Origin of the sequence: Kribbella ginsengisoli (genome assembly GCF_039537185.1) — a bacterium.
Lineage (GTDB): Bacteria > Actinomycetota > Actinomycetes > Propionibacteriales > Kribbellaceae > Kribbella > Kribbella koreensis.
Window position 1 is genome coordinate 196695 of record NZ_BAABAA010000014.1, and the last position, 26403, is coordinate 223097.

General features: G+C 68.2%; 28 protein-coding genes. 14 read left to right on the top strand and 14 right to left on the bottom strand.

The features are described from left to right. Nucleotides 1-47 precede the first annotated feature (47 nt). Nucleotides 48-662, top strand: a complete 615-nt coding sequence (locus ABD768_RS35690; RefSeq protein ID WP_344848238.1) for a class I SAM-dependent methyltransferase — start codon at nt 48-50, stop codon at nt 660-662. Further along, nucleotides 659-2248, top strand: coding sequence for a DHA2 family efflux MFS transporter permease subunit (locus tag ABD768_RS35695; protein WP_344848241.1), 1590 nt, complete (start codon nt 659-661; stop codon nt 2246-2248). Before ABD768_RS35690 ends, ABD768_RS35695 begins: the two co-directional genes overlap by 4 nt. On the opposite strand, the gene ABD768_RS35700 is transcribed toward ABD768_RS35695, so the two are convergent. The 5 genes from ABD768_RS35700 to ABD768_RS43175 form a co-directional block, all read right to left on the bottom strand. After that, entirely contained in the window at nt 2245-2613 is a 369-nt protein-coding gene (locus ABD768_RS35700; protein ID WP_344848243.1) for a PLD nuclease N-terminal domain-containing protein, read from the bottom strand. The genes ABD768_RS35695 and ABD768_RS35700 overlap by 4 nt on opposite strands. A gap of 70 nt (nt 2614-2683) precedes the next feature. Then, on the bottom strand, nt 2684-3571 hold the full coding sequence (locus ABD768_RS35705; protein ID WP_343981293.1) for an ABC transporter permease: 888 nt from the start codon (nt 3569-3571) through the stop codon (nt 2684-2686). Beyond that, nucleotides 3558-4364, bottom strand: a complete 807-nt coding sequence (locus ABD768_RS35710) for an ABC transporter ATP-binding protein (RefSeq protein WP_343981296.1) — start codon at nt 4362-4364, stop codon at nt 3558-3560. Before ABD768_RS35710 ends, ABD768_RS35705 begins: the two co-directional genes overlap by 14 nt. A 45-nt stretch (nt 4365-4409) precedes the next feature. Then, nucleotides 4410-5489: an ABC transporter substrate-binding protein gene (locus tag ABD768_RS35715; protein ID WP_344848246.1), complete on the bottom strand. Its 1080-nt coding sequence runs from the start codon at nt 5487-5489 to the stop codon at nt 4410-4412. 124 nt (nt 5490-5613) lie between these two features. Further along, complete coding sequence (locus tag ABD768_RS43175) at nt 5614-5709, bottom strand: putative leader peptide (protein WP_363704822.1); 96 nt, start codon at nt 5707-5709, stop codon at nt 5614-5616. Nucleotides 5710-5884: 175 nt separating this feature from the next. Between ABD768_RS43175 and ABD768_RS35720 the strand changes: the two genes are divergently transcribed. From ABD768_RS35720 to ABD768_RS35740, 5 genes are all read left to right on the top strand, one after another. Continuing rightward, nucleotides 5885-7144 (top strand): NAD(P)/FAD-dependent oxidoreductase, encoded by a 1260-nt coding sequence (locus ABD768_RS35720; protein ID WP_344848248.1) that lies wholly within the window; start codon nt 5885-5887, stop codon nt 7142-7144. Nucleotides 7145-7197: 53 nt separating this feature from the next. Further along, nucleotides 7198-7857, top strand: a complete 660-nt coding sequence (locus ABD768_RS35725; RefSeq protein ID WP_344848251.1) for a DUF1365 domain-containing protein — start codon at nt 7198-7200, stop codon at nt 7855-7857. Continuing rightward, a complete protein-coding gene (locus ABD768_RS35730) occupies nt 7854-9116 on the top strand; it encodes a class I SAM-dependent methyltransferase (RefSeq protein ID WP_344848254.1) in 1263 nt (420 codons plus the stop codon). The genes ABD768_RS35725 and ABD768_RS35730 overlap by 4 nt, the downstream gene beginning before the upstream one ends. A 2-nt stretch (nt 9117-9118) precedes the next feature. Next, nucleotides 9119-9856, top strand: a complete 738-nt coding sequence (locus tag ABD768_RS35735) for an SDR family NAD(P)-dependent oxidoreductase (protein ID WP_343981312.1) — start codon at nt 9119-9121, stop codon at nt 9854-9856. Nucleotides 9857-9947: 91 nt separating this feature from the next. Continuing rightward, nucleotides 9948-12605 carry a family 78 glycoside hydrolase catalytic domain gene (locus ABD768_RS35740; RefSeq protein WP_344848258.1) on the top strand — a complete coding sequence of 886 codons (2658 nt, stop codon included), beginning with the start codon at nt 9948-9950 and terminating at the stop codon, nt 12603-12605. On the opposite strand, the gene trmB is transcribed toward ABD768_RS35740, so the two are convergent. The 5 genes from trmB to ABD768_RS35765 all read right to left on the bottom strand — a co-directional run bounded on the left by trmB (nt 12586) and on the right by ABD768_RS35765 (nt 17778). Beyond that, on the bottom strand, nt 12586-13287 hold the full coding sequence (trmB, locus tag ABD768_RS35745; RefSeq protein WP_344848263.1) for a tRNA (guanosine(46)-N7)-methyltransferase TrmB: 702 nt from the start codon (nt 13285-13287) through the stop codon (nt 12586-12588). The genes ABD768_RS35740 and trmB overlap by 20 nt on opposite strands. Nucleotides 13288-13392: 105 nt before the next feature. Further along, nucleotides 13393-13947 (bottom strand): DUF3592 domain-containing protein, encoded by a 555-nt coding sequence (locus ABD768_RS35750; RefSeq protein ID WP_344848266.1) that lies wholly within the window; start codon nt 13945-13947, stop codon nt 13393-13395. Nucleotides 13948-13959: 12 nt separating this feature from the next. Continuing rightward, complete coding sequence (locus tag ABD768_RS35755; protein ID WP_344848269.1) at nt 13960-14394, bottom strand: SRPBCC family protein; 435 nt, start codon at nt 14392-14394, stop codon at nt 13960-13962. Beyond that, entirely contained in the window at nt 14391-14705 is a 315-nt protein-coding gene (locus ABD768_RS35760; protein ID WP_343981326.1) for an ArsR/SmtB family transcription factor, read from the bottom strand. The genes ABD768_RS35755 and ABD768_RS35760 overlap by 4 nt, the downstream gene beginning before the upstream one ends. Before the next feature lie 70 nt (nt 14706-14775). Next, a complete protein-coding gene (locus ABD768_RS35765) occupies nt 14776-17778 on the bottom strand; it encodes a bifunctional [glutamine synthetase] adenylyltransferase/[glutamine synthetase]-adenylyl-L-tyrosine phosphorylase (RefSeq protein ID WP_486327393.1) in 3003 nt (1000 codons plus the stop codon). Nucleotides 17779-17974: 196 nt separating this feature from the next. Here ABD768_RS35765 and ABD768_RS35770 point away from each other — a divergent pair, with 196 nt between their 5' ends. After that, the gene (locus ABD768_RS35770) at nt 17975-18454 is read left to right on the top strand and encodes a hypothetical protein (RefSeq protein WP_344848273.1); all 480 of its coding nucleotides are present in this window, start codon (nt 17975-17977) and stop codon (nt 18452-18454) included. A gap of 189 nt (nt 18455-18643) precedes the next feature. After that, on the top strand, nt 18644-19219 hold the full coding sequence (locus tag ABD768_RS35775) for a peptidylprolyl isomerase (RefSeq protein WP_343981331.1): 576 nt from the start codon (nt 18644-18646) through the stop codon (nt 19217-19219). A 12-nt stretch (nt 19220-19231) separates the two neighbouring features. Here the strand turns inward: ABD768_RS35775 and glnA are convergent, their stop codons facing one another. Beyond that, nucleotides 19232-20572 carry a type I glutamate--ammonia ligase gene (gene glnA, locus ABD768_RS35780; protein WP_343981334.1) on the bottom strand — a complete coding sequence of 447 codons (1341 nt, stop codon included), beginning with the start codon at nt 20570-20572 and terminating at the stop codon, nt 19232-19234. A 147-nt stretch (nt 20573-20719) separates the two neighbouring features. Here glnA and ABD768_RS35785 point away from each other — a divergent pair, with 147 nt between their 5' ends. Further along, a complete protein-coding gene (locus ABD768_RS35785; protein ID WP_343981337.1) occupies nt 20720-21103 on the top strand; it encodes a thiol-disulfide oxidoreductase DCC family protein in 384 nt (127 codons plus the stop codon). Nucleotides 21104-21120: 17 nt separating this feature from the next. Next, nucleotides 21121-21525, top strand: coding sequence for a hypothetical protein (locus ABD768_RS35790; RefSeq protein ID WP_344848278.1), 405 nt, complete (start codon nt 21121-21123; stop codon nt 21523-21525). Here the strand turns inward: ABD768_RS35790 and ABD768_RS35795 are convergent. Genes ABD768_RS35795 through ABD768_RS35805 form a run of 3 tightly spaced genes read right to left on the bottom strand, consistent with a single transcriptional unit; the run spans nt 21451 to nt 23514 of the window. Continuing rightward, the gene (locus ABD768_RS35795) at nt 21451-22425 is read right to left on the bottom strand and encodes an HTTM domain-containing protein (protein ID WP_344848281.1); all 975 of its coding nucleotides are present in this window, start codon (nt 22423-22425) and stop codon (nt 21451-21453) included. The genes ABD768_RS35790 and ABD768_RS35795 overlap by 75 nt on opposite strands. Beyond that, nucleotides 22422-22889: a hypothetical protein gene (locus ABD768_RS35800; RefSeq protein WP_344848284.1), complete on the bottom strand. Its 468-nt coding sequence runs from the start codon at nt 22887-22889 to the stop codon at nt 22422-22424. The genes ABD768_RS35795 and ABD768_RS35800 overlap by 4 nt, the downstream gene beginning before the upstream one ends. 55 nt (nt 22890-22944) lie before the next feature. Further along, a complete protein-coding gene (locus ABD768_RS35805) occupies nt 22945-23514 on the bottom strand; it encodes an ArsR/SmtB family transcription factor (protein WP_344848287.1) in 570 nt (189 codons plus the stop codon). Nucleotides 23515-23582: 68 nt separating this feature from the next. On the opposite strand from ABD768_RS35805, the gene ABD768_RS35810 reads away from it, so the two are divergent. The 3 genes from ABD768_RS35810 to ABD768_RS35820 all read left to right on the top strand — a co-directional run bounded on the left by ABD768_RS35810 (nt 23583) and on the right by ABD768_RS35820 (nt 26396). Further along, the gene (locus ABD768_RS35810) at nt 23583-24173 is read left to right on the top strand and encodes a dienelactone hydrolase family protein (RefSeq protein WP_343981350.1); all 591 of its coding nucleotides are present in this window, start codon (nt 23583-23585) and stop codon (nt 24171-24173) included. A 9-nt stretch (nt 24174-24182) separates the two neighbouring features. After that, nucleotides 24183-24545 (top strand): nuclear transport factor 2 family protein, encoded by a 363-nt coding sequence (locus ABD768_RS35815; protein ID WP_344848290.1) that lies wholly within the window; start codon nt 24183-24185, stop codon nt 24543-24545. 63 nt (nt 24546-24608) lie between these two features. After that, complete coding sequence (locus ABD768_RS35820) at nt 24609-26396, top strand: NAD+ synthase (RefSeq protein ID WP_343981356.1); 1788 nt, start codon at nt 24609-24611, stop codon at nt 26394-26396. The last annotated feature ends 7 nt before the right edge of the window (nt 26397-26403 follow it).

Genomic DNA, 26403 nt, shown 5'->3' on the forward strand with positions numbered 1-26403 from the left:
GTCGAGCCAGTCTCGGAAAGGCAGGCGACGACACGAAGGAGCAGCCGATGACCTTCGGCAAGGACTACTGGAACCAGCACTGGCAACCCACCACCACCGGCATGGAGCGCAACCCACCGAACCCGTACCTGGTCAACGCAACCACCACCCTCACCCCCGGCACAGCGCTCGACGCCGGCTGCGGCGCAGGCGCCGAGGCGATCTGGCTCGCCTCCCAAGGCTGGCAGGTCACCGCGGCCGACATCTCCCGTACCGCTCTCGACAAGGCGATCAACCGCGCGGCCGGACTCCCGATCAACTGGCTGGAAGCAGACCTCACCGTCTGGACCCCTGACACCCAGTACGACCTGGTGACCACCCACTACGCCCACCCGACAATCCCCCAGCTCGCCTTCTACCAGCGCCTCTCCACCTGGGTAGCCCCCGGCGGCACCCTCCTCCTGGTCGGCCACGGTCACGCCCCCGACCCCAGCCACGGGCACGGGGGTGCTGAGCAGTTCCTGGCCGAGGCATCGGTCAGCTTGGCGGACATCACGGCAGGGCTCGACGACGCGCAGTGGGAGATCCTCGCCGCCGGTGAACACACCCGGACGATCCCCGGCCGTGAGGCAGGCCTCCGCGACGTCGTAGTACAGGCAACTCTCAAACCAAGGAAGTCATGAACGCCAACCAGGCGCTACCCGTCCACGCCCCCGACACCACCATCCACGACCCCCGCAAGCGCCGGGCAATCCTCATCGCCGTCTGTATCGCACTGATGGCGGTCATCGCCTCGGTCTCCGGGCTCAACGTCGCCCAACCCCAACTGGCCGTCGCCTTCGGCGCCTCGCAGAGCACCGTGCTCTGGATGATCAACCTCTACACGATCACCCTCGCCGCGCTCCTCCTCCCACTCGGCGCACTAGGCGACAGGCTGGGCCGCAAGCCGATGCTGCTCGCCGGCCTGATCGTGTTCGGCGTCGCGAGCATCGCCGCCGGCCTCGCCCCGTCGACCGAGGTCATGCTCGCCGCCCGCCTCCTCATCGGTATCGGCGCGGCGATGATCATGCCCGTCACCCTCGCCGTCATCACCTCGACGTTCCCGGACGAGGAACGCTCCAAAGCGATCGGGGTCTGGACCGGAGTAGCCGGCGGCGGAGGCCTCCTAGGCATGTACCTGTCCGCAGTACTGGTCGACGTAGCAACCTGGCGCTGGCTCTTCGTACTCCCCGCCGCCCTCGTCGCCGCGGCCATCGCCATGACGCTCCGCTCCATCCCGAACTCGGTCGAGCAAGCGACCCACCGGTACGACGCAGCCGGCTCCCTCACCTCCGTGGTCGCCGTGATCGGCCTCATCTTCGTCCTCCACGAAGGTCCAGAGCGCGGCTGGACCGCCCCCAGCACCGTCGTCAGCCTCGCCATCGGCCTCATCGCCGCGATCGCCTTCGTCGCCTGGGAACTGCGCCGGCAGTCCCCACTCCTCGACCTCCGCCTGTTCCGCCAGCGCGGCCTGGCGAGCGGCTCCGTCTCGCTGCTCACCCTGTTCGGCGTACAGGCCGGGATCTTCGTCGTGCTCTTCCCGTACTTCCAAGCGGTACTCGGCTGGTCAGGCCTTCGCTCCACGCTGGCCATGATGCCGATGGCGCTCCTGATGATGGTCGCCTCCGGCCTGGCTCCACGCGTGGCCGCGCGCATCGGCGGCCGCTCGACGATGGCAGCCGGTATCGCCCTCGCCGGCGCCGGTCTCGCGCTGATGGCCGCCCTGGTCTCCGTCGACGGGGGCTACTTGTCTGTACTACCGGGCATGCTCGCGATGGGCCTCGGCATGGGTCTCACGATGACCCCCTCCACCGAAGCGATCACCAGCGCCCTGCCCCGCGAACGCCAAGGAGTCGCCTCCGCCCTCAACGACGTCACTCGAGAGTTCGGTACTGCGCTCGGCGTCGCCCTGCTCGGAGCAGTACTGTCCGCCGGCTACCGCACCGCCATCGACTCCCGCCTGGACGGCATCCCGGCCGGTGCTGCCAGCGCTGCTCGTGACGGCATCGCCAACGCGATCGCCGCAGCCAACGCGAGCGGTGCGACCAACGCGGGCGGTGTGGCGAATGGCGCCCGATCGGAGGCGTTGATCCGGGCGGCCCAGGAGTCCTTCGTCACCGGCTGGCAGCAGGCGATGTGGGTTGGCGCGGGCATCATGGCGGTGCTGTTCGTCTACGTCATCGCCCGCGGGCCTGAGCGCAGCGCGCCCGTAGTACAGAAGACCAGTTAAGGCTTGCCGGTCTCGGGGTCTTCGTCTTCGGGGGTCTTGTCCTGCGGTTCCGGCTCAGGCGGCTTGATCGTGGTCCTCGGATCCCGGTAGCGGTCCAGGGACGCCAGGAAGTCCGGGTCGTCGTCGGGCGCCACCGGCCGGCCGCTGGGTCTCGCCTTCGGGACCGCGGCCCGCTCGCGACGGACCGCCTCTGTGCGGGACATCAGGAGCCAGACGATCGGGCCGACGAACGGCACGAAGACGATCAGGACGATCCAGACCAGCTTGGGCAGGTAAGGGACGTCTTCGTCGCGTGTCTGGATGCAGGAGAAGAGCGCATAGACGCTCAGCACCAGGCTGATCAGGAACGGCAGAAATCGGACCACGCTCCAACAGTACGGGCACCGGAGGATCGGTGCGGCCAGTCGACGCCGATCCTCCGGTTACGGGATGCGGTCAGTTGTGGGCGCCGGTCAGGCCGCGGGCGCGCAGGACGGAGTTCTCCAGCGGGCGGAAGACGAGCAGTTCGATGCCGACACCGACGATGAAGATCAAGAAGATGCCGGCGAAGACCATCGAGATGTCCGACAGGGACATTCCGTCGTGCAGGTACTGGCCCAGGCCTTTGCCGAGGTCTGGTGAGGTGGCGATCAGTTCGGCCGCCATCAGCGAGCGCCAGGAGAAGGCCCACCCCTGCTTGAGGCCGCCGAGGAAACCGGGCAGCGCGGCCGGCAGCAGGATGTAGCGGATGCCACCCCAGCGACCAGCGCCGAGCGCCTTGCCGACGCGCGGCAGGATCGGCGGTACCTGGTCGAGGCCGGACACCAAGCCGTTGGCGATGGAGGGGACAGCACCGAGCAGCACGACCCAGTAGATCGCCCGGTCGTTCAGCCCGAACCAGAGAACCGCAGCCGGCACCCAAGCCACCGACGGCAGGCTCTGCAGCCCGGACACCAGGGGCCCGATCCCCCGGCGTACGACGCTGAAGTTCGCGATCGCCAGCCCGAGCGGCACCGCGATCAACAGCGAGAACGCGAACCCGATCACCGCCCGGTGCACCGACACCCAGAACAACTCGATGATGTCGCCCGACGTCACCAGTTGCCAGACCTGCGACCACACGTCCGCCGGTGCGGGCAGCTTGTACTCCGGCCAGAAGGCGGCCGCCCACAACACCTGCCAGACGACCACGAACAGCACGATCGCCGCGACCGGCGGCCACACCTTCGACAGCGTCCGCCGCAGCAGACTCCCGTCCGGCGCGTTGACCGGTGTGTCGAGCGCGTCGAGGCCGGCCTCGACCGACCCCGGCTCCAACCGGTCCTGCACGTCAGGCTGCGGCATGACTGCTGATCACCTTTCGCAGAGCGCCGTTGATCTCGTCGACGGCCCCGGTCTCCCCCGGACCCGACAACCCGTCGACATCCCATTCCCGGACGACCCGTCCGGGCCGCGAGGACAGCAGTACGACGCGCTGTCCGAGCCGCACCGCCTCGCGTACGTCATGCGTGACGAACAGGATCGCCGTACCGGTCGCCTGCCAGATCCGCAGCAACTCCCCCTGCAGTACGTCGCGGGTGATCGCGTCCAGCGCCGAGAACGGCTCATCCATCAACAGCAACGAAGGCTTCGCCGAAGCCGCGCCGGTGTTGTCCGAGGTGGATGCCAATGCCCGAGCCAATGCGACCCGCTGCCGCATACCGCCCGACAGCTCGTGCGGACGCTTGTCACCCAGCCCACCGAGCCGTACCAGCTCCAGCAGCTCGGCAGCCTTCGCCCGACGCGCGGACTTCGACACGCCGGCCATCCGCAGCGGCAGCTCCACGTTGCCGGCCGCGGTCAGCCACGGCATCAGCGCCGCCTCCTGGAACACGACCGCCGGCCGCGACGAGCTCAGCTCGATCCGGCCGGTGGTCGGCTTGTCGAGCCCCGCGACGAGGTTGAGCAGGGTGGTCTTGCCGCAGCCGGACGCGCCGAGCAGGCAGACGAACTCACCGGCCCCGACCTCCAGGTCGACGCCCTCGAGCGCGACCACCGACTTGTGGCCCTGCCCGAACGCCTTGCCGACCTGGTGGAACCGCACCGGCCGTACTGCGCCGCTGGTGACCGTCCTGCTGGCTTCGACTGTCGCAGTCATCGTCTGCCTCCTCGTTGCGGAACTGTGGGCACTTCGGGGCGACACTTACTTCTTGTCGAGACCGGCGGGGTCGACGGTGGGCTTGCCGGCCTTGGTGAGTACGTCGTTCAGCGGGCCGAGGTCGGCGAAGCCGGAGACGTTCGGCGCCGTCTTGGCGATTCCGGCCGTGACCTGGTCCTTGGCGAGCTGCGGGAACTGCGCGGCGATCGGGTCCACGGTGGCGGTGATGTTGCCGAACGCGCGGTCGATCACGGCCGGCTTGAGCGCCTTGCCGGTCAGGTCGAGCAGTTGCTTGTTGACCTCGGCCTTGGCCGCGGTCTTGTCCGAGTCGATGAAGTCGATCGAGGCGACCAGCCCGCCGAGCAGCTGCCGGACGGTCTCCGGGTGCTCCTGCAGGAACTGGGTACGGACGATCAGCACCGTGGTCGGGAACTTGCCGTCCGGCCACAGCGACGCCTCGTCGAGCAGCACCTTCGCGCCGGCGTCGAGGACGAGTCGCGACGACCAGGGCTCCGGCAGCCAGGCGGCGTCCACGTCGCCCTTCTTGAAGGCGTCCAGGGTGGCCGCGTTCTCCAGGTTGGTGACCTTGACCTTGCTGGTCAGGTCCTTCTCGGCCAGCCACTTCTTCAGCGACACGTCCTGGGTGTTGCCCAGCTGCGGGGTGACGATGGTCTTGCCGACCAGGTCCTCCGGCTTGCTGATCGTCGGCTTGACGACCAGCTGCGCGCCACTGGACGTCGTACCGGCGATCAGCCGGACGGCTTCGCCGTTCGACTTCGCGTAGGCGTTGATGGCCGGGCCGGAGCCGATGAACGACGCGTCCAGCGAGCCGCCGAGCAGCGCGCCGACCGCCTCCGGGCCGGCGTTGAACTTGGTCGGGACGAGCTTGGTGCTACCGAGCTCCTTGGTGAACAGCCCCTTGCCGAGGCCGACCAGGGCAGCCGCGTGGGTGACGTTCGGGAAGTAGCCGAGCCGCAGCTCGGTCGCGGCGCCCTTGTCGGACGCGGCAGCCGGGGCCGCCTTGCCCTCGTCGGCGCGCGAGCAGCCGGCAACGGCGGCGATCAGGGAGAGGACGGCGGCCGAGGCGGCCAGAACACGGGCAGGACGGAAGCTCGTGATGCTCACAGAAGAAACCTTCGGGTGCGGGCGACCGGCAGGGGTCGCGGGCGGGATGTTCAGAGCGGGCTGGGCAGAAAGCAGCTGGCGTGACCGGAGTGGGTCAGCCGTGCACTGAAGAGAGCGCCGAAGGTCAACAGGTCGCGGAGGCGACGCGGAGCAGGTCGACGTGCCGACGGCGCGTGAGCGCGTCGGCTGGCCGGTTGGCGGTGACCTGCATGCACACCATGAAACCGGACAAAGTCCATCAACGGGCTCTGGTTTCGCGATGTGAGACGACAAATCACGATCTGAGACATTTCAAGCGATTCATCTCCGGACCGATCAGCTCCGGCCGCTGCTCCGAAGTACTCCCGAAGCGTTCTGAACTTGTTCAGAACTTATGCATCGGGAAAGGCTTTCGTATGAGCGGCGACCGTCCGACCGCCGCGGTGCTGGGCTCGGGAGTCTCCGGGCTGACCGCGGCCCACCTGCTGAGCAGGACCCATGACGTGACCGTCTTCGAGGCCGGCGACCGGCCCGGCGGCCACGCGCACACGCACGACGTGGTGGATTCCGCCGGCAACCTGTTGCGGGTTGACACCGGCTTCATCGTGCACAACGAACGCACCTACCCGAACCTGCTCCGCCTCTTCGCCGAGCTCGGCATCAGGACCCAGCCGACCGAGATGAGCATGAGCGTGCACTGCGACGGCTGCGGCCTCGAGTACGCCGGTGGTCGCGGCGCCCGTGCCCTGTTCAGCCAGCCCAGGCGCGCGGCCGATCCGCGTTTCCTGCGGATGCTGACCGAGGTACCGCGCTTCCATCGCGAGGCGAAGGCGGTCATCGAGGCCGGTGACGACGGGCTGACCTGGGGTGAGTTCCTCCACACGCATCGCTTCTCGCCCTACTTCAGGAAGCACTTCGCCGTACCGCTGGTGTCCTGTGTCTGGTCGTCCGGCTCGGCCGACGCCGAGCGGTACCCCGCGCACTACCTGTTCCGCTTCCTCGACCACCACGGCATGCTCGCGGTCAGCGGCTCGCCCAAGTGGCGCACGGTCACCGGCGGCTCCCGCACCTACGTCGACGCAGTCGTCAGCAGACTCCAAGCAGTCCGTACGTCGACGCCGGTCCGGGCCGTACTACGCCACGACGACGCCGTCGAGGTGGTCACCGACCGGTCCGAGGAGTTCGACCACGTCGTCGTCGCGACGCATGCGGACACAGCACTCGACCTGCTCGGCGACGCAACCCCCGAGGAGAAGGCGCTGCTCGGCGCCTTCGACTACTCCGTCAACCCGACCTGGCTGCACACCGACACCGCAGTACTGCCACACGCGACGAATGCGCGCTCCTCCTGGAACTACCGCATGCGCAGCTGCGAGACGGCCGAGCCACAGGTACTGGTCAGCTACTGGATGAACCGCCTGCAGGACCTGCGGAGCCCCGACGAGCACCTGGTCACGCTGAACCCGCAGGGCTGGGTAGACCCCACCAAGGTGATCGCCCAGATGACCTACGCCCACCCCATCTTCACTCCCGAGTCAGTAGCCGCAGCACCCGCACTACGCGCCGCCGGCGGCCCCCGACTCGCCTTCGCCGGAGCACACCTCGGCTGGGGCTTCCACGAAGACGGGTGCCGCTCCGGAGTAGAAGCAGCCGAACGCCTAGGCGCTACATGGTGAGTAGTCCGCAGTTGCCCGCAATCGTCTCTGGACATGTGAGCCACTCACGCCGCGTGCCCCTGCGTCATCGCTTCCGCTATCGGACGTACCAATGGCTGGTAGATGTCGACCGGCTCCCCCGCCGGCGCTTCTCGGCCAAGGACCACCTCGGCTTGGGGCCATCTCTGCGGGACAACGTCGCTACCTTCACCGCAGCACAGGGCGTCCAGCTGCGGCCGGACGACCGGGTGCTGATGCTGGCCAACGCCCGGAGCCCGTTCGGCTTCGTCTTCGATCCACTGAGTGTCTTCTGGTGTCTCAGCTCGACCGGAGAGCTGCGCTGCGTAGTGCTGGAGATCCACAACACCTACGGCGAGCGCCACGCCCAGCTGGCACGCCCGGACGCCGCAGGCCGCTTCACCCTCCCCAAGCAGTTCTACGTCTCCCCCTTCTTCACAGTCGACGGCCGGTACGACGTAACGCTCCGCCTGGACGCTGACCACGTCTCCGTAGCCATCGACCTCGTCCAGCACGAGCGTCGCGTCTTCTCGGCCGCCTTCACCGGCCAGCCCCGGCCCGCTACCCGCCGAGCCGTGCTGAAAGCGGCCTTGCTCACACCGTTCGTCACCTATCAGGTGTGGGCGCTGATCCGAATGCATGGTGTCGCGCTCTGGCTCCGCCGCTTGCCAGTAATCCACCGCGACCCCCACATCCCACCGGAGGGAGTCCGATGAGTTCCCTACCCCTCGTCGACGCCGAACGCTGGCCCCGCGTCGCCCGTACCCCACGCAGCCCGATCCGAGCTGCCGCTGCCCGGCTGATCCTGCGGAGAGCGGTCCGCGACCTCCCGCTGGTTGTCCTGCTCCCCAAGAGCGGTCGGCCCGGAGCCCGCGGGGCGGCCGGCGGGCCAGAGCGGCTCGGAGCCGGGGGCGCCGGTGCTCCGGTCATGGAGATCGTGTCGGACGCCTTTTTCCATCGGATCGGGGCTGACCTCAAGATCGGTTTCGGCGAGGCCTACATGGCCGGCGACTGGCGGCCCGCCGACGGCACCGACCTGGCCGACCTGCTGACGGTCTTCGCCAACCACCTCACCGACCTCGTCCCGCCGACCCTGCAACGCTTCCGCAAACTGATCGAGCAGCGGATGCCGTCGACGGAGCTCAACGACCGGGCCGGCGCGAAACAGAACATCGCCCGCCACTACGACCTGTCCAACGACCTCTTCGCGACGTTCCTCGACGAGACGATGAGCTACTCCTCGGCCTGGTTCGAGACCCACGACGAAGACCTCGAGACGGCGCAACGCCGCAAGATCGACGGCATCCTCGACTACGCCGGGGTCCGCGAAGGAACCCGGGTACTGGAGATCGGTACCGGCTGGGGTCAACTCGCCATCCAGGCCGCCGAACGCGGCGCCTCCGTCACCTCGGTCACCCTGTCCGCCGAGCAACGCGACCTCGCCCGCAAACGGATCGCCGAGGCCGGCGTCAACGCGGAGGTCGAGCTGCGCGACTACCGGGACGTGCGCGGCCAGTACGACGCGATCGTCAGCGTCGAGATGATCGAAGCCGTCGGAGCGCAGTACTGGCCGACGTACTTCGCGACGATCGACCGGCTCCTGGCTCCCGGCGGACGGTTCGCGCTGCAGTCGATCACCATGCCGCACGACCGGCTGCTCGCCACCAGGCACGCCCAGGGCTGGATCCATCAGTACATCTTCCCTGGCGGCCTGATCCCCTCGTTGACCGCGATCGAGCAGATCGCGGAGACAGCCGGCGGGCTCGAGATCGCACATCGCCGCGACCTCGGGCCCGCCTACGCCCACACCCTCCGGCTGTGGCGGGACCGTTTCACCGCGCACGCCGCGGAAGTCGCGAACCTGGGCTTCGACGCCGTCTTCCGGCGGATGTGGGAGTTCTACCTCGCGTACTCCGAGGCCGGTTTCCGCGCGGGGTACCTGGATGTTTCCCAACTCGCATTGGTGAGGAAGTAGCTATGGATCTCACTGGCCGCAGGGTCTGGGTCGTCGGCGCCTCGTCTGGCATCGGCGCGGCGCTGGCCCGCGAGCTGTGCCTCAGGGGTGCACAGGTCGCGGTGTCCGCGCGCCGGGCGGACGCGTTGAAGGAGGTCGCCGGCGAATGGATGACGGCGGTGCCGTGCGACATCACCGACGCCGACGAGGTCCGGCAGGCGGCCGGCGTGGTCGCGGCCGAGCTGGGCGGGATCGACATCGCCGTCCTCAGCGCCGGCTACTGGAAACAGATGGGCGACGAGTTCGACGTCGAGTCGTTCGACCAGCACCTGGCGGTGAATCTCAGCGGGATGGCGAACTGCCTCGGCGAGCTGATCCCCCGGATGAAGAAGCAGCGGGCCGGCATGATCGTCGGTATCTCCTCGGTCGCCGGGTATCGAGGACTGCCCGGCTCGGAGGCGTACGGCGCGACGAAGGCCGCGCAGATCAATCTCCTCGAAGCGCTGCGAGTACGGCTCCGCCCGGACGGCATCGACGTACTCACCGTCTGTCCCGGTTTCGTCGAGACCGAGATGACCTCGGACAACACCTTCCCGATGCCGTTCATCGTCTCCGCGGAACAGGCCGGACGGGCGATCGCGGACGGGATCGAGCGGCAGTCCGCCCGGATCGTCTTCCCGTGGCAGATGTCACTCCTGATGCGTATTTCCCGCCTTGTTCCCGATCGCCTGTGGGCGCTCGCTCTCACGCCTCGGTCCTGATCTGTCCAGATCAGGACATGGCTGTTGCCCGAGGCTCGGACGGGTGCATACGGTCCTCCGGGACCTTCCCGTCTTGTGAGGAGCTTGCCTGATGAGCTGGACCCCTGGTGGACCGCTGACCGCGGCCAAGCTCACCACCGAGTACGCCGACCGCCCGCTCGGTACGGACGTCAGCCGGCCCCGGTTGGGCTGGATCGCGACCGCACCGGGGTACGGCGCGACGCAGTCGGCGTACCAGGTGCTGGTCGCCTCGGCGTCTGAGCTGCTGACGCCGGAGACAGCCGACGTCTGGGACTCCGGGCAGGTCGCCTCCGCGCAGAGCTTCGGTGTCGCCTACGACGGTCCGGCGCTGGAACCGCGGACTCGCTATCACTGGGCCGTGCGGTTGTGGGACGGGCTGGAGCGGGTGGGGCGCTGGAGTGCGGGGAGCTGGTTCGAGACGGGCCTGCTCGGTGAGGGGTTCGGCGGGGCGCAATGGATCGGTGCGCGCGATTCCGAAGTACGGGATGAGGATGTACCGGCGCCTCTGCTGCGGCGGACCTTCACGCTTGAGTCTGTTGAGAGCGCCCGGCTTTATGCGAGCGGGCTCGCCTACCAGGAGCTGCGGATCAACGGGCAGCGCGTGGGCGACTCGGTGCTCGATCCTGGGTTCACCGACTACGACGAGACGGTGCTGTCGGTCGCGTACGACGTGACCGGGCTGCTGCGACCCGGCGACAACGTGCTGGGCGCTGAGCTTGGGCGCGGGTTCTTCGGGTTGTCGACGCCGAACGTCTGGCGCTGGCACCAGACGCCGTGGACCGCTGAGCCGCGGCTGCTCGCGCGATTGGTGATCGAGCACGCCGACGGCAGCGTGACCGAGATCGTTACGGATGACGCGTGGCGGGTGGCCGACGGGCCGACTCGGTCGGACTCGTTGTTCTCCGGTGAGACGTATGACGCGCGGCTGCATCCGGCGGGTTGGGATGCGGCCGGGTTCGACGACTCGGAGTGGAGCGCGGCTCTCGTCGTCGCGGCGCCGCGCGGTGAGGTACGGGCTCAGGAGCATGAGCCGATCCGGGTGATCGAGGACGTCGCGCCCGTGGAGTTCACGCAGCCGAAGCCGGGCGTGTGGATCGCGGACTTCGGGCGGACGACGGCCGGCTGGACCAAGCTACGGGTGACCGCGCCGGCCGGTACGACGATCAGCCTCACGCACGGTGAGTGGTTGCTTGCCGATGGCACCGTTTTCGCGGAGAACGAGCATGTGAAGAAGGACCGGTTCCAGCGCGACGAATACATTGCCGCGGGCAACGGGGTCGAGGAGTGGGAGCCGCGCTTCTCGTACAAGGGTTTCCGGTATGTCCAGCTCGAAGGTTTCCCGGGGGTGCCGACGCGTGAGTCGGTGACGATGCGGGTGGTGCATTCCGACGTACCGGCGGTCAGCCGTTTCAGCTCGAGCGAGCCGCTGTATGAGCAACTCGAGCAGGCGATGCGGCGGACCGTGCTCAACAACCTGCACGGCATCCCGACCGACACTCCGAAGATGGAGAAGAACGGCTGGACCGGCGACGCGCAGGTCGGGGCGCCGACGATGGCCGGCACGCTCGGGATGGCGCGTTTCTTCACCAAGTGGCTCGGCGACCTGCGCGACAGCCAAGACGCTTCTGGCCGACTGCCCGTCATTGTGCCGACGGGCGATTGGGGTTACACCGAGCTCGCGCCGGCGACCGAGTGGTCGACGGTCTATCCGTTCTTCCTGCGCGAGATGCATCGCTGGTACGGCGACGAGCGATTGCTGGCCGGCCATTGGGACGCCGTACTCCGCTACGTCGACTACGAACTCGATCGGGTCTCCGACGGGTTGTCGCTCAGTGTCCTCGGCGATTGGCTCCCACCCGGCTACCAGGACGGCCCGCCACCCGAGGACCGGCGACTGACCGGTACTGCGTACTTGTACCGCGCTGTCATCGCGGTCGCCGAGATCGCCGAACTGCTGGGCAAGTCAGCCGAGGCCGACCGGTTGCGGAAGGCTGCGTCGGAGCTCGTCGATGGGCTGAACCGGGCGTTCCTCGATCGATCGGCCGGGATCTACCGGACCGCGTCGGATCCGGATTACCGGCAGACGTCCAATGCGGTGCCGCTGGCTTTCGGGATGGTGCCCGCCGAGGTGGTTCCGGCGGTGGTGGCCAACCTGGTGGCGGACATCGAGGCGCGTGGGTTCCATCTCAACACCGGGTGTCTCGGGGTCGGTGTGCTGCTGCCGGTGCTCACTGCCTTTGGTCATGCCGACGTGGCGGCGAAGGTCGCGTTGCAGCGGTCGTATCCGAGTTGGGGGTACTGGATCGACAACGGCGCCGACACGATGTGGGAGATGTGGGAGACGGATACCCGGTCGCGCAACCACTACTTCCAGGGGACGGTGGTGCAGTGGTTGCTGGAGAACGTGGCGGGGGTCCGGAACCTGGGTGGTGGGTGGTCGCGGATTCTGGTGCGGCCGGACGGCCGGGCGGACGTTGATTCGGCGTCTTTGCTGACGGATACCGTTCGGGGGCGGGTGTCGGCCAGTTGGCGGCGGGTTGGGAGGGTGTTCCAACTCGAAGTACAGGTTCCTGTTGGTGCTGTCGCCGAGGTGCACGTGCCGGCTGAGGCAGTGGGTGACGTGGCGGTGGTGCCTGCGCCTTATGCACCGGAGCCGGTCGCTGTCGACGGGTACTGCGTGTTCACGGTGCCGTCAGGTCAGTGGAACTTCACGTCGCGGACTTCATGAACATCAGGTCATGACAGCGGCGGCCCTCGTCGTGCGCCCGTGACTCGAACTTGGTGATCGGGCGCCAGTCGGGTCGCGGCGCCCAGCCGTCGTACTCGTTGGTGAGCAGCGGCTCCGCCTCGCAGATCGCGAGCATGTCGTCGGCGTAACCCTGCCAGTCCGTTGCCAGATGCAACCTTCCGCCCGGCTGCAACCGGGAGGCGAGCAACTTCACGAACGGCGGCGTGATCAGCCGGCGCTTGTGATGGCGCTTCTTCGGCCAGGGATCCGGGAAGAACACCCGTACGCCCGCCAGCGACTCGGCCGGCAGGTGGTCGGTCAGGAACTCCAGCGCGTCGCCGTGCAGCAGCCGGACGTTGTCGAGCTCGTACTTCTCCACCCACAACATCAGCTGGCCGAGCCCGGCCGGATACACCTCGGCGGCGATGTGGTTGACCTCCGGAGCCTGCCGGGCCAGCTGCGAGGTGCCCTCGCCCATCCCCGACCCGATCTCGAGCACGGTCGGCGCGTCCCGCCCGAACCAGTCCGCCAGATCAACCAGTCCCGCCGGAATGTCTTCGAGCTTCCGCCCCAGTTGCGCCCAGTTGGTCTCCCAGACCCGCTGCTGCCCCACCGTCATCCGCACGCTGCGCCGGACGGTACTGAACACCCCCGCCTGCCGCACCTGCTCCACCGTCTCCACGCCCTAATCGTAGGTGGGGTGCTTCGGTCGCCCCAAAACAAGCACTCGACGCCAGCCGGCCGCGCGGTTGGCCTCCCGCGACGTTGCGGGCCCGGTGGTCCGAGGTCAGCTGGAGACGGCGTCCGAGTACCAGCGATTCCAGGCGAGGCCGCGGCGGCGGGCTCCGACGGTCAGCAGGACGGCGGCGAGGATCACCAGCAGACCGCCTCCGGCCAGCAGGCCTGCGCCGAGGGTGAGGTCCTTGCGGTCGGTCGCCCACTCGTGCGCGTCGATCGAGGCGATCGCAAAGGCCGGGTCCTCCGGGTCGTACAGGATCTTGAGGGGCATCGCGTACCGGGTGCCGGTGGCAGGCGCCTGCTCCCCCTCCGGCATTCCCTGTGGATCGTCCTCCTTGATCTTCAGCACCGCCGTGTTCGATCGGCCGTCGATCGTGCTGAAGGTCACCGTGACGTCCTCGACGAGCGGGCTGGCCTTGCCGGAGTAGACCGTGAGCCGGACGGACGCCGCACCGGTCTCGACACCATGATCGAGGAGATCCCGGCTTTCCCCACGGTGGTAGAGGGTCTGGCCGAAGATCAGCACCCCGATCACCAGCACGACCAGCCCGGGCACGCCGATCCAGGTCGGACCTCGGCCCGGGTAGTCCACTCTGCCTGCCATCAGGCGATGGTCTCAGAGAACGATCGCCAGCGTGCGACCGGTTTCGAGATAGGTCTTGAGGTTGGCCAGGATCGGGCCCCAGCCGTTGCGCCAGCCTTCCACGGTGTCCTCGGCGATCTGGTCGTGGACGACCTGGAGTTTGACGACCGAGTCGCCGGCCGGGGTGATGCTGAAGGTGACGCGGCCGGGGACCTCGCCGTCGACGGTCTCGTTCTTGAAGGTGTAGGCGAGGGTCTTCGGCTCGTCGTACACGAGGACCTCGCCGGAGTCGGTCAGGCTGTCGTCGGCGCTGTCGTAGAACCGGACCGGCGAGCCGACCGCCCAGTCGGACTCGATCCGGCGGCCGAACCAGTACAGCTGGGTGAAGGCTCCCGAGGTGAGCGCCTGCCAGAGTCTCTGCGGCGTGGTCTCGATGTAGGTGACGTGGATCATCGCGGGACTGCTCATGGTTTCTCCTCCAACGCTGCCTTCAGCGCACTGAGCGCGCGCAGCTTGTCGCGTTCGTAGTTGCCGATCCATCGCTCGGCGATCTCGTTGATCGGCACCGGATTCAGGTAGTGGTACTTGTTCCGCCCCCGCTTGACCGTGACCACCAGGTCGGCGTCCTCGAGGATCCGCAGGTGTTTCGTCACTCCTTGCCGGGTCAGCTCGGGCAGCAGCTCGCACAACTCCCCCAGCGTCTGCCCGTTCCGCTCGCGCAACGCGTCCAGCAGCCCCCGCCGCTGCCCGTCCGCCAACGCCTTGAACACCAGCTCCACCCTCACAAAATAGGCAACCAAAAGGTTGCCTGTCAAGCAGAGGTTGCCGGCCTGGGGAGTTCGAGCAGGTTCAGTCGCCCCAGAAGAGACGGTCGACGACGTTGCGGGCCTGGCGGGTCCGGCGGAGGTAGTCGTCGGAGAAGCGGCTGGTTTCGCCGACGTTGTAGCCGCAGATCTGGGCTACGGCGGCCAGGTCGCGCGGGTCCCGCGGGAGGGAGTCGCTGGGGCGGGCGCGGACCAGCATGATCGCGTTTCGGATGCGGGTGGCCATCTCCCAAGCGCGGCTGAGGACATCGGCATCGGGGGCCTCGACCAGGCCGACGTCGACGGCGGTCCGGAGTGCTCCGAGGGTGCGGGTGGTCCGGAGGCCTTCGACCTGATGGGCGTAGCGCATCTGCAGGAGTTGCACGGTCCATTCGATGTCGGCCAGACCGCCTCGGCCGAGCTTGGTGTGGGTTGCGGGGTCGGCGCCACGGGGTAGGCGCTCGGCGTCTACGCGGGCCTTGATACGGCGGATCTCCATCACGTCGCGGTCGGAGATACCGCCGTCCGGGTAGCGCAGTGGGTCGATGAGTTCGCGGAACGCGTTGCAGAGCGTGGGGTCCCCGCACAGCGGATCGGCCCGGAGCAACGCCTGCGCTTCCCAGACCGCTGACCAGCGGGCGTAGTACGAGGCGTAGGAGGCGAGCGTCCGTACCAACGGGCCTTGCCGTCCCTCGGGCCGCAGATCGGCGTCGATCGCCACCGCGGGATCAGCACCAGGTAGCGCCAGCAGTCGCCGCAACTCGGTCGCCGCCTGCGTGGCGAAGTCCGTCGCCGCCTTCTCGGAAGCGCCCGGCAACGGGTCGTGCACGAACATGACGTCCGCATCGGAGCCATAGCTCAACTCATGCCCGCCGAACCGTCCCATCGCGACGATGGACATCCGCGTCGGCTCCGGCTCGCCCTTCGCCACCGTCCGCCTCGCTACCTCCAATGCAGCCGTCAGCGTCGCCATCGACACCGTCGTCAGCGCCTCACCGACCGCCTCGACCTCGAGCAACCCCGACAGATCCGCCGCCGCGACCCGGAACAACTCCCGCCGCCGGGCCCCACGAATCGCCGCGACCGCAGCCTCGGGCTCATCCTGCCGCCGCCCGGCCGCGGTCATCTCCGTCAACAGCGACTCCGACGAGCGCGGCGACAACTCCCGCTCGTCCGCGAGCATCGCCGTCGCCTCGGGCGCCCGCTGCAACAGATCGACCGCGTACCGCCCGCTCGCCAGCAAGTGCGCCAGCCGCTCGGCCGATGCGCCCTCGTCGCGCAACTGGCGCAAGTACCAAGGTGTCGAACCCAATGCGTCCGAGATCGTCCGGAAGGCCAGCAACCCGGCGTCGGGATCAGGCGACTCGGCGAACCACCCGAGCATCGCCGGCAGCAGCGCGCGCTGGATCGACGACCGGCGCGACACACCCTCCGACAACGCCTCGATATGCCGGAGCGCCGAGCCGGGATCGGCGTACCCGAGAGCCGTCAGCCGCTGCTTGGCGGCCTCCGGCGTCAACCGCACCTCACCACCGGGGATCCGCGCAACGGCGGCGAGCAGCGGTCGGTAGAAGAGCTTCTCGTGCAATCGCCGTACTTCGAGCCCGTGCTTCTTCCAGGCTGCGGTGAGGTCGTCGATCGGGTTCTTGGTGAACCCCAGCGACCGGCCGAGTCGGCGCAGATCGTCGTCATCGTCCGGCACCTGATGCGTGCGGCGCAGGCGGTACAGCTGGATGCGGTGCTCCATCGACCGGAGGAATCGGTAGGCGTCGGCGAGTACCGCGCCGTCGGTGCGGCCGACGTATCCCGAGCCGGTCAACTGCTCCAGCGCGACCAACGTAGTACCGCTGCGGACCGATTCGTCGCTGCGTCCATGCACGAGCTGCAGGAGCTGTACGGCGAACTCCACGTCCCGCAAGCCACCAGGACCGAGCTTCAGCTGGCGATCCGCGTCGGCCGCCGGAATGTGGTCGACCACGCGCCGGCGCATCGCCTGGACGTCACCGACGAAGCCTTCACGATCAGCCGCCGACCAGACCAGTTCGCGGGTCCTCTTGGCGTACTCCTGCCCGAGTTCTGCATCGCCCGCGACCGGCCGCGCCTTCAGCAACGCCTGGAACTCCCAGGTCTTGGCCCAGCGCTGGTAGTAGGCGAGGTGGCTGTCGAGCGTCCGCACGAGCGGGCCAGCCTTGCCCTCTGGGCGCAATGCGGCGTCGACCGGCCACAGCGTGCCCTCGGCGGTATGGGCCGAGCAGATCCGCATGGTCGCCGACGCCAGAGCAGTAGCCGTCTTGAGGGCCGGCGCTTCGGGCTCGCCCTCCAACGGCTCGGCGACGAACAGTACGTCGACGTCGCTCACGTAGTTCAGCTCGCGGCCGCCACACTTGCCCATGGCAACAATCGCGAGGCGGCAGTCGGCGGCCTTCGGGTGCGCGGTGAAGTAGTCCTTGCGCGCGATCCTGAGCGCCGTCTCCAGCGCGCCACCGGCGAGGTCGGCCAGTACTGCGGCGGTCTCGTCGACGAGCAGCCCTTCGGCGAGATCCCTCGACGCCAGCCGGAGCAGCAACCGCCGGTACTCGATCCGCAGCGCGTCGACCGGGTTGGCGGCGTCGACGGCGGTCGCGAGGCACGCGGCGACATCATCCGGCGTCGGCCGGGACCCGGCCAACGCCGGGTCCGCAAGGTCGTACCAGTGCCGTGGATGCACGCTCAGGTGCCGGCCGAGCGCCTCACTCGCGCCGAGCACGAAGACCAGCCGCCGCCGGAAGTCGGGATCCATCTCCAGACAGCGCGTGAAGGCGGCGAGGTCGAAGCCTCCTGCGTGCAGCGACTCGGCGATCCCCAGCAGCCCGGCGAGCGCGAGATCCGGATCCGCCGACTCCCCCAGCGACGCGATCAGCTGATCACTGGCCATCGGACTGTGCTCGTCCGGCCCGCTCAGCGCGTCAAGAGCATCCAGCTGATCCAGCATCCGCCCGGCCCGAGCCGAATCCGCAAACCCAGCCCGCGCCAACCGCCCCGCACCCGAAACCCTCCGAACCTCCGCCACACCCGCCAGCCTAGTGTGACCCCTCCGCCCCCCACCTCAGCCGTCGTGTTGCGCTGCCGGGGGCCGGTGTCGGGCCTGGCTGCGTCGGCGGGTGGTGAAGGGTTCGAGGGAGATCTCGGGTGGATTGCGGTGGGATTGCGGTCAACACACGGAGTTGCCTGGCATATTCGGGCTGTAGTCGGCATGATGGCTCGTTATGGTCATGATGACGGGGTCGCTCGCTGTCCGGGGCACGGTGGTCTGGTTGACGCCCCAGCAGGGTGGGCGAGTGTCCGGGCCGCCCGAGCCGGACTACGACTACGACTACACAGCAACCGCCTACCTCCCACCGAGGTCAGCCGAGGACGGCCAAGCAGGCCTCTCCCTACGCCGCTTCGCCCCAGGTGCCTGGCGCACGCCCGCCGAGGGCATCCTGGTACCCCCCAAAGGCCACCGTGCCCAGCAAGTTGTCCCCGGCAACATCGTGGTGATCACCGAAGGCATCCGCCCCGTAGGCCTCCTCACAGTAGAAGAGGTCCACGCCCTCGCCCCCGACGGCTCCGCGGTGATCGAGCGCGCCCCCGAGGTGGAGATCACCGGCCTCACCGCCATCAAAACCCCCGACACCGACGCGCCGTACCGCCACTCCACGGCAGCCACCCGCTGGAGCTCACACGAACGCGCCGGCGCCAGCTAGCGACTGCCTACTCGGCCGGGAACTGATTCAGTACTGCGGACATGTCGGTGGCGCCTCCGTTGGAGGCGAGCAGGACGTCGGACGACCAATGGATGACGCCTCAGGAAACTATTTACCGCGCAAACGCGGCCGAGAGTAACTATCTGCGACCCTGTCGCGGACGCTACTCAGAGTGTTACTTTCGTGACTATGCGTCGATGGAAGCGGATAGTCGCCATCCTCCTGATCGCCGTGCTGGCCTTCGTGATCGAAGGCTGGGCCTCCAGCGCCCAGGGCGCCGAGACGTTCTTCAAGAAGTGCACCTACACCCGCACCGAGCCCGACGGTGTGAAGCCGCCGTTCTCGCTGGCGCCCCTGATGGGGTCGGTCAAGGTGACGGCGAAGACCAGCCAGGGCAGCGTCGTGCTCCGGCTCGACCGCAAGCTCGCCCCCTGCGCGGTGCACAGCATCGTCCACCTCAGCCTGATGGGGTACTACACCGACAAGACCTGCCCAGGGAAGACGGCCGCGTACGTCGAGTGTGCGACCGCCTCGCCCGGCTATCGGTTCGCGCCGGAGCTGTCTGGGCATGAGAGCTACCCGCGCGGCACCGTTGCGCTGGGCAACGTCAATGGCAGCGGGGCCCGGCTGATCCTGGTCCACCACGGCTCGCGGTTGCCCGCGAAGTACACCGTGGTCGGCAGGATCACCGGCGGCCTGCCCGCGGTCGACCGGATCGCGCGGGCAGGACAGCCGGCCTGGATCACCGGCGTACAGATCGGCTGATCGCCGACCTGATTACAGGACGGGGAGCAGCTTGTTCAGTTCGAACGGGGTGACCTGGCGGCGGTAGTCCTGCCACTCGACCCGCTTGTTGCGCAGGAAGAAGTCGAAGACGTGCTCGCCGAGGGTTTCGGCGACCAGTTCGCTGTCCTCCATCACCGAGATGGCTTCGGCGAGGCTGCTCGGCAGCGGCTTGATGCCGAGGGCCTTGCGCTCGCGGCTGGTCAGCGACCAGACGTCTTCCTCGACCTCGCGCGGCAGCTCGTAGCCTTCCTCGATGCCCTTCAGCCCGGCCGCGAGCATCAGCGCGAACGCCAGGTACGGGTTCGCCGCCGAGTCCAGCGAGCGGAACTCGACCCGCGACGACTGGCCCTTGTGCGGCTTGTACATCGGCACCCGGACCAGCGCGGACCGGTTGTTGTGGCCCCACGAGATGAACGAGGGCGCCTCGTCGCCGACGGCGAGCCGCTTGTACGAGTTCACCCACTGGTTCGTCACCGCGGTGATCTCGGCCGCGTGGTGCAGCAGGCCGGCGATGAACGCACGTCCGGTCTTGGACAGCTGGTACTGCGCGCCGCCCTCGAAGAACGCGTTCCGGTCGCCCTCGAACAGCGACATGTGGGTGTGCATGCCCGAGCCGGGGTGCTCGCTCAGCGGCTTCGGCATGAAGGACGCGTAGATGCCCTGCGACAGCGCGACCTCCTTCACCACCACCCGGAAGGTCATGATGTTGTCGGCGGTCGACAGCGCGTCGGCGTACCGCAGGTCGATCTCCTGCTGGCCCGGGCCGCCCTCGTGGTGGCTGAACTCGACCGAGATGCCCATCGACTCCAGCATCGTGATCGCCTCGCGGCGGAAGTCGTTGCCGATGCCCTGCGGGGTGTGGTCGAAGTAGCCCGACGAGTCGACCGGTTCGGGATACGTGCCGGGCGCGCCGGTCAGCGACTTGAACAGGTAGAACTCGATCTCGGGGTGGGTGTAGAAGGTGAAGCCGAGGTCGGCCGCCTTCGACAGGGTCCGCTTCAGCACGTGCCGCGGGTCGGCGAACGACGCCGAGCCGTCGGGCATGTTGATGTCGCAGAACATCCGCGCGGTGCCCATCGTCTCGCCCCGCCAGGGCAGGATCTGGAACGTCGACGGGTCCGGCTTGGCCAGCATGTCCGCCTCGGTCACCCGGGCGAAGCCCTCGATCGCGGAACCGTCGAACCCGATCCCCTCGGCGAAGGCGCCCTCCAGCTCGGCCGGCGCCACCGCCACCGACTTCAGGAACCCGAGCACATCGGTGAACCAGAGCCGCACGAACCGTACGTCGCGCTCCTCGAGCGCGCGCAGCACGAACTCCTGCTGCTTGTCCATCGGCGAGTCCACCTCTCCTGTCCTGAAACGACACTGTCCGAACGCTTGCTTCGCCCGGCCTCACACAGTCTGCCCCGGGCGTGTTAAGCAGACGTTACGTGTTGGAGGAGAGATCGCTCGCATCCGGCCCGGCAGTAGATTGGTGGTGTGCCGACCACCCCGATTCTGATCTTCGACGGCGACTGCGCCTTCTGTACGACGAGCGCGCGCTGGCTGCAGCGCCGGCTCGGCGGCGCGGTGCCGGTCGAGCCGTGGCAGTTCACCGACCTGGCGGCGTACGGGACGACCGCCGAGCGGGCGCAGTACGAGGTGTTGTGGGTGGACGGCGCCGGCACGATTCACGGCGGCGCGCAGGCGTTCGCCCGCTGGCTGATCCACAGCGGCGGCGTCTGGCGACCGCTCGGAGTGATGATCACGCTCCCACCCGTGCGCTGGGTGGCGGCCGGCGTCTACCGGCTGATCGCGAACAACCGCGAGAAGATGCCCGGCGGCACGCCAGCCTGCGCCCTCCCTCCCCAAAAGGAGCAGTGAACCTCTAGTCTCCTCTGGTGCAGACGATCTTCCATGCGGCGCTGGTGATAGCTGCGATCCTCTGCGCGGCTGACCTGCTGCTCAGCACGGTTCGCTTCATCCGGTCGGTCCAGCGTCGCCGGCCCGCGGAACTGGATGTGCTGGGAAGGCGCTGGCTGCCGATCCCGGAGCTCGGGTTCGGGATGTTCGCGTTCTGCTGCCCCGGGCTCGTCACGCTCGGCCTGACGCATGCCGACGCCGGCCTGCCGACCAAGCAGATCCTGTTCGCCGCACTGATCTTCGGGTACGCCGGTGCCGTGCTCTCCCGCGTCGTCCGTACTCCAGGCCCCGGCGGGCGCCGCTTCCGGCTACGCGCCGGCCTGCTGCTCGGCCTGCCGGCCCTCTTCGGCCTGGTCTTCGGCCTCTCGGGCGTGGCTGTCTGACCTGGCCGCGGATCGGCGCTCCTGGAACCAGGGCACGATCCGCTCCAGCGGCGCGAACGCCAGCCAGCAGACCACGGTCGGCAGGAAGTGGATCAGCAGGATCGCCGTGTTCGCGACGTGGAAGCCGATGAAGAACAGCGCGCCCATCAGTTGCCACCGGCCCTTGAGCCAGAGGATCACCGGCGAGCAGAACTCCCCGATGATGCCGACCCACTGCATCACGTGCAGCATCCACGGATAGTGCAGCAGCCACTCGCCGACCGGATGCGGGCGACGCACGATCGCCCAGGTCAGGATCGCGCTGCCCGGCCAGGCCAGTGTCCAGCCGGCGCCACGCAGCTTGGCGATCGCGGACAGGAAGTACGTCGCGATGACGGCGATCTGGACGCAGCGGATCGCCCAGCCGGCCGCCTCGGAGCGAGTCTGATCGGCGTACGGCGAGACGTCGCGGCGCCACTTGGTGTTCCAGCCTTTGACCGCCGGGGCGACGGTCGGCATCACCCAGAGTGCGACGACGAGCGCGAGGTGGTCGTGGTCGACCTTGCCGTCGCTCATCCCGATCAGCACCCACCAGGTGAAGGCCGGCGCGACGATCCAGCCGGCCAGCCTCGGGAGACGGTTGGCCGCGCCGATCAGGCAGAACACGATCAGTACGACGTACAGGGTGGTGGTGTTCGCGACGGACGGCTTCGGGAGGTCGAGGAGCCGGGCCAGCAGCAGTGGCTGGTAGAGGCCGGGGTGCTCGCCCTTGAGCCGGGTGTCGCGGACAAACGCATGCATGTCGAGGATGACGAACAGGTAGAGAATCGTCCGCAACCACGCGATCCGGGCCAACGCGATCGTCGGGGTGAACCAGTTCGCGACCCGCTGCCTGCGAGGCAACTCCGTGGCGGTGCTCATCGGCGTACCTGCCAGGTCGCCAGGACCTCGGGGACGGGATCGCCCTCGACGCGGCCCTTGACCAGCGTGGTGGTGTCGCGGATCAGTTCGAGCTTCACGTACTTCGGCTTGTCCGGGTGCTTGCGGGCCCAGCCGTCGGCGACCGCCTGCAGCAACGACGGGTCCTTCACGATCTCGCCGGTCCGTGCCTCGATCTCGGCCCTCGCGACACCGGCGCCCTCGATGTTGAGCGGTACGTCGACCGTCGTACCGGCATCGGTCCGCGCGGTGATCCGGGTGTAGGTGATCGACGCGTCGTCCGCGACCGATCCGGCGTACTGCGACATCGGCCCGAACGGCCAGGCGTCGTCACTGGCCCGCACCGACCCGTTGATCAGCAAGCCGATCCCGGCCAGCGCGACGACGACCCTGACGGCCTTGCCCACCGTGCCCAGCCGGACATCCCCAGTACGTTCCTTCGTCACCACGCCCGCCATTACACACCAACCACCTGGTCTGGTCGTCGTTCCTTCGACTGACTCAGTCCGCGTCGCTCGCCTGTGGTGGCAGCGTCGGATAGTCGGTCACCGGGTAGGCGCCGACGACGAACCCGTACGTCGTGTCACCCGACCGCGGCAGCTGGTCGAACTCCTGGACCAGCTCGTGCACCCGCCCCCAGAACTCGCCGATCCGCTCGTCGGGGACCCGCGCGTGCCGGATGAAGGAGCGCAACTCGCCGGCCTCGAAAGCAGTGACCGACTCCTTCGCCGCGACCTCGAAGTCGTTGAAGTCCAGCGCGCCCGTCCGGCCCATCTCGTAGAAGAACACCCGGGCGGCGCGGCCGTAGAACCGCTCCTCGATCGCGCGCACCCGGCGGGTCCGGACCACCTTCAGCAGCCCGGCGTCGGCGAGCACGTTGACGTGGTGCGCGACCGTGCTCTTCGGACGCTTCACCGCGGCGGCCAGCTCGGTCACCGTCGCGGCCCGCTCGTGCAGCAACTGGATGATCGACGTCCGGAGCGGATCGCTGATCGCCTTGACCTGCTCGGCCGTCGTGAGCTCGAGACTGTCCTCGAGGTCGTAGTCCGGGGTCTGGGGATTGCCTGCCATGGTCCGATCAGACTAACATCGCAGAACGTTCGACATTCTTGGATCATTCATCTGATGAGAGGTTCGCGATGGCTGAAGTAGTGCTGTTCCACCATGCACAGGGACTGACCGACGGGGTCCGCGCTTTCGCCGACACCCTGCGCGAGGCGGGCCATACCGTGCACCTGCCCGATATGTACGAAGGCAACGTCTTCGGCACCCTCGACGAGGGGCTCGACTACGCACGCCAGAACGGATTCGGCGTGGTCAAGGACCGTGGCATCAAGGCCGCCGAGGAACTGGGCGACGGTGCGGGCGGCAACGGTCTGGTCTTCGCGGGCTTCTCGCTCGGCGTGATGCCCGCTCAGCAACTGGCCCAGACGAGTACTGCGGCTCGCGGCGCGCTTCTGCTGCACGGCTGCATCCCGGTCTCGGAGTTCGGCGAGAGCTGGCCGGCGGGCGTCCCGGTCCAGGTGCACGCGATGGAAGAGGACCCGTTCTTCATCGAAGAGGACGGCGACCTCACCTCGGCGAACGCCCTGGTCGCTTCCACGTCCGATGCCGAACTCTTCCTCTACCCCGGCAAGGAGCACCTCTTCACCGACTCCTCGCTACCGGCGTACGACAAGGCCGCGACGACGCTTCTCACCACCCGGGTGCTGGACTTTCTCAAGAGCTAGCATCGGCGGATGCCGACGATTCAGCAGGTGGCTGAGGCGTTCTCGAGCCATCAGTTCCGGGAGACCTACGAGTTCCTGCACCCGCAGGTCGAGTGGACCCTGGTGGGTGCCGCGCGACTCGAGGGAACCGAGCAGGTCCAGGCCGCCTGCGAGCAATCGCTCGGCCAACTGGAGCGGACCACCACGCAGTTCCTCCGCTTCAAGACAGTCGTCGGTCCGGACGCCGTCGCCATCGACACGGTCGCGAAGTACGTCGACGCCAGATGGAACACGTCGTTCGTGCGCTCGTGCGACATCTACGAGTTCGCCCAGGGGTACCTGACCACCATCACCACCTACACCGCGGCCATCGAACCCGAGGACCTTCCGTAAAGTCCGGCCAACTTCTTCGGGCAGGTCAGCGGACGGAGGGCCGGTAACCAGTAGGGTGCTGCAGTGCCTCAGCTTCGGGTTGCTCTCGCTCAGCTCAACGTGACGGTCGGTGATGTCGACGGCAATGCCGAGAAAGTCGTCACCTGGACCCGGAACGCCGTTGAGCGCGGCGCCCATGTGGTGGCCTTCCCGGAGCTCGCGCTGACCGGTTACCCGGTCGAGGATCTCGCGTTGCGGGCGTCGTTCGTGGACGCGTCGCAGGCCAAGATCAAGAGCCTCGCGCAACGCCTCGCCGAGGAAGGACTCGGCGAGATCGTGGTCGTCGTCGGCTACCTGGACCGCGCATCCGGTACTGCGATGGGCGTCGACCGGCTCGGCCGCCCGAAGGGTTCGCCGACGAACTCGGCGGCGGTGCTGCATCGCGGTGAGGTGGTCACCTCGGCGGTCAAGCACCACCTGCCGAACTACGGCGTCTTCGACGAGTTCCGGCACTTCGTCCCTGGCGACAGCCTGCAGGTGATCCGGATCCACGGCGTCGATGTCGCGCTGGTGATCTGCGAGGACCTCTGGCAGGACGGCGGCCCGGTCGCCGCGACCCGGGCCGCTGGTGCGGGGCTTCTGCTCGTCATCAACAGTTCGCCGTACGAGGCCAACAAGGACGACGTCCGCGGCGAGCTCGTCACCCGGCGGGCCCGCGAGGCCGGTTGCTCACTCGCGTACGTGAACCTCGTCGGCGGGCAGGACGAGCTGGTCTTCGACGGCGACTCGCTGATCGCCGATGCCGAGGGCAAGGTGTTCGCGCGGGCCCCGCAGTTCGAGCAGGGCAGCATGGTCGTCGACCTCGACCTGCCGGCCCCGACCGGTACGCCGGGTGGCGAGCATGAGGGCATCCGGATCGAGCACACGGTGCTGCACGAGGAGCCACTGGCGCAGTACGAACCGATCGCTTCGGCGCTCGCGCCGCGACTGTCGGACGAGGCCGAGATGTACGGCGCTGTCGTGCTCGGCCTGCGCGACTACGTGCAGAAGAACGGCTTCAAATCCGTACTGCTCGGGCTGTCCGGCGGTATCGACTCCTCGCTGGTCGCCGCGATCGCCTGCGACGCGATCGGCGCGCAGCACGTGTTCGGCATCTCGAACCCGAGCGTCTACTCCAGCGACCACTCCAAGGACGACGCCGCGGAGCTCGCCGCGCGGACCGGCCTGAACTACCGGGTGGTGCCGATCCAGCCGATGGTGCAGCCGTTCCTGGACACGCTCGGGCTGACCGGGCTGGCCGAGGAGAACCTGCAGGCACGCGTTCGCGCCGTCATCTGGATGGGGCTGTCGAACGCCGACGGCCACCTGGTACTTGCCTGCGGCAACAAATCCGAGCTGTCCGTCGGCTACTCGACGATCTACGGCGACGCGGTCGGTGGCTACGCGCCGCTGAAGGACGTGCCGAAGACGGTCGTCTGGCGGCTGGCGAAGTGGCGCAACGCGGACGCCAAGGAACGCGGCCAGCAGCCGCCGATCCCGGAGAACGCGATCGCCAAGCCACCATCGGCCGAGCTCCGGCCGGGCCAGAAGGACACCGACTCGCTGCCGCCGTACGACCTGCTGGACGACATGCTCGACGACTACGTCGAACAGGACCGGGGTACGGCCGAACTGGTGGCGGCGGGCTTCGACACCGAGCTGGTCAGCAAGGTGATCCAGCTGGTCGACAAAGCCGAGTACAAGCGGCGGCAGTATCCTCCGGGTCCGAAGATCACCCACAAGGCCTTCGGCCGGGACCGGCGACTGCCGATCACGAACGCTTGGCGTGAGGACGCGACCCGTGTGGTCAGTAGGAAGGCTGCAGAAAGCTGAGTGGATC

What these genes read in the sequence shown, in the direction of transcription:
- ABD768_RS35690 (WP_344848238.1), top strand. Translation starts at nt 48, where the DNA reads ATGACCTTCGGCAAGGACTACTGGAACCAGCACTGGCAACCCACCACC.
- ABD768_RS35695 (WP_344848241.1), top strand. Translation starts at nt 659, where the DNA reads ATGAACGCCAACCAGGCGCTACCCGTCCACGCCCCCGACACCACCATC.
- ABD768_RS35705 (WP_343981293.1), bottom strand. Translation starts at nt 3,571, where the DNA reads ATGCCGCAGCCTGACGTGCAGGACCGGTTGGAGCCGGGGTCGGTCGAG.
- ABD768_RS35710 (WP_343981296.1), bottom strand. Translation starts at nt 4,364, where the DNA reads ATGACTGCGACAGTCGAAGCCAGCAGGACGGTCACCAGCGGCGCAGTA.
- ABD768_RS43175 (WP_363704822.1), bottom strand. Translation starts at nt 5,709, where the DNA reads ATGGTGTGCATGCAGGTCACCGCCAACCGGCCAGCCGACGCGCTCACG.
- ABD768_RS35720 (WP_344848248.1), top strand. Translation starts at nt 5,885, where the DNA reads ATGAGCGGCGACCGTCCGACCGCCGCGGTGCTGGGCTCGGGAGTCTCC.
- ABD768_RS35730 (WP_344848254.1), top strand. Translation starts at nt 7,854, where the DNA reads ATGAGTTCCCTACCCCTCGTCGACGCCGAACGCTGGCCCCGCGTCGCC.
- ABD768_RS35735 (WP_343981312.1), top strand. Translation starts at nt 9,119, where the DNA reads ATGGATCTCACTGGCCGCAGGGTCTGGGTCGTCGGCGCCTCGTCTGGC.
- ABD768_RS35740 (WP_344848258.1), top strand. Translation starts at nt 9,948, where the DNA reads ATGAGCTGGACCCCTGGTGGACCGCTGACCGCGGCCAAGCTCACCACC.
- ABD768_RS35750 (WP_344848266.1), bottom strand. Translation starts at nt 13,947, where the DNA reads ATGGCAGGCAGAGTGGACTACCCGGGCCGAGGTCCGACCTGGATCGGC.
- ABD768_RS35755 (WP_344848269.1), bottom strand. Translation starts at nt 14,394, where the DNA reads ATGAGCAGTCCCGCGATGATCCACGTCACCTACATCGAGACCACGCCG.
- ABD768_RS35770 (WP_344848273.1), top strand. Translation starts at nt 17,975, where the DNA reads ATGGTCATGATGACGGGGTCGCTCGCTGTCCGGGGCACGGTGGTCTGG.
- ABD768_RS35775 (WP_343981331.1), top strand. Translation starts at nt 18,644, where the DNA reads ATGCGTCGATGGAAGCGGATAGTCGCCATCCTCCTGATCGCCGTGCTG.
- glnA (WP_343981334.1), bottom strand. Translation starts at nt 20,572, where the DNA reads ATGGACAAGCAGCAGGAGTTCGTGCTGCGCGCGCTCGAGGAGCGCGAC.
- ABD768_RS35795 (WP_344848281.1), bottom strand. Translation starts at nt 22,425, where the DNA reads ATGAGCACCGCCACGGAGTTGCCTCGCAGGCAGCGGGTCGCGAACTGG.
- ABD768_RS35805 (WP_344848287.1), bottom strand. Translation starts at nt 23,514, where the DNA reads ATGGCAGGCAATCCCCAGACCCCGGACTACGACCTCGAGGACAGTCTC.
- ABD768_RS35810 (WP_343981350.1), top strand. Translation starts at nt 23,583, where the DNA reads ATGGCTGAAGTAGTGCTGTTCCACCATGCACAGGGACTGACCGACGGG.
- ABD768_RS35815 (WP_344848290.1), top strand. Translation starts at nt 24,183, where the DNA reads ATGCCGACGATTCAGCAGGTGGCTGAGGCGTTCTCGAGCCATCAGTTC.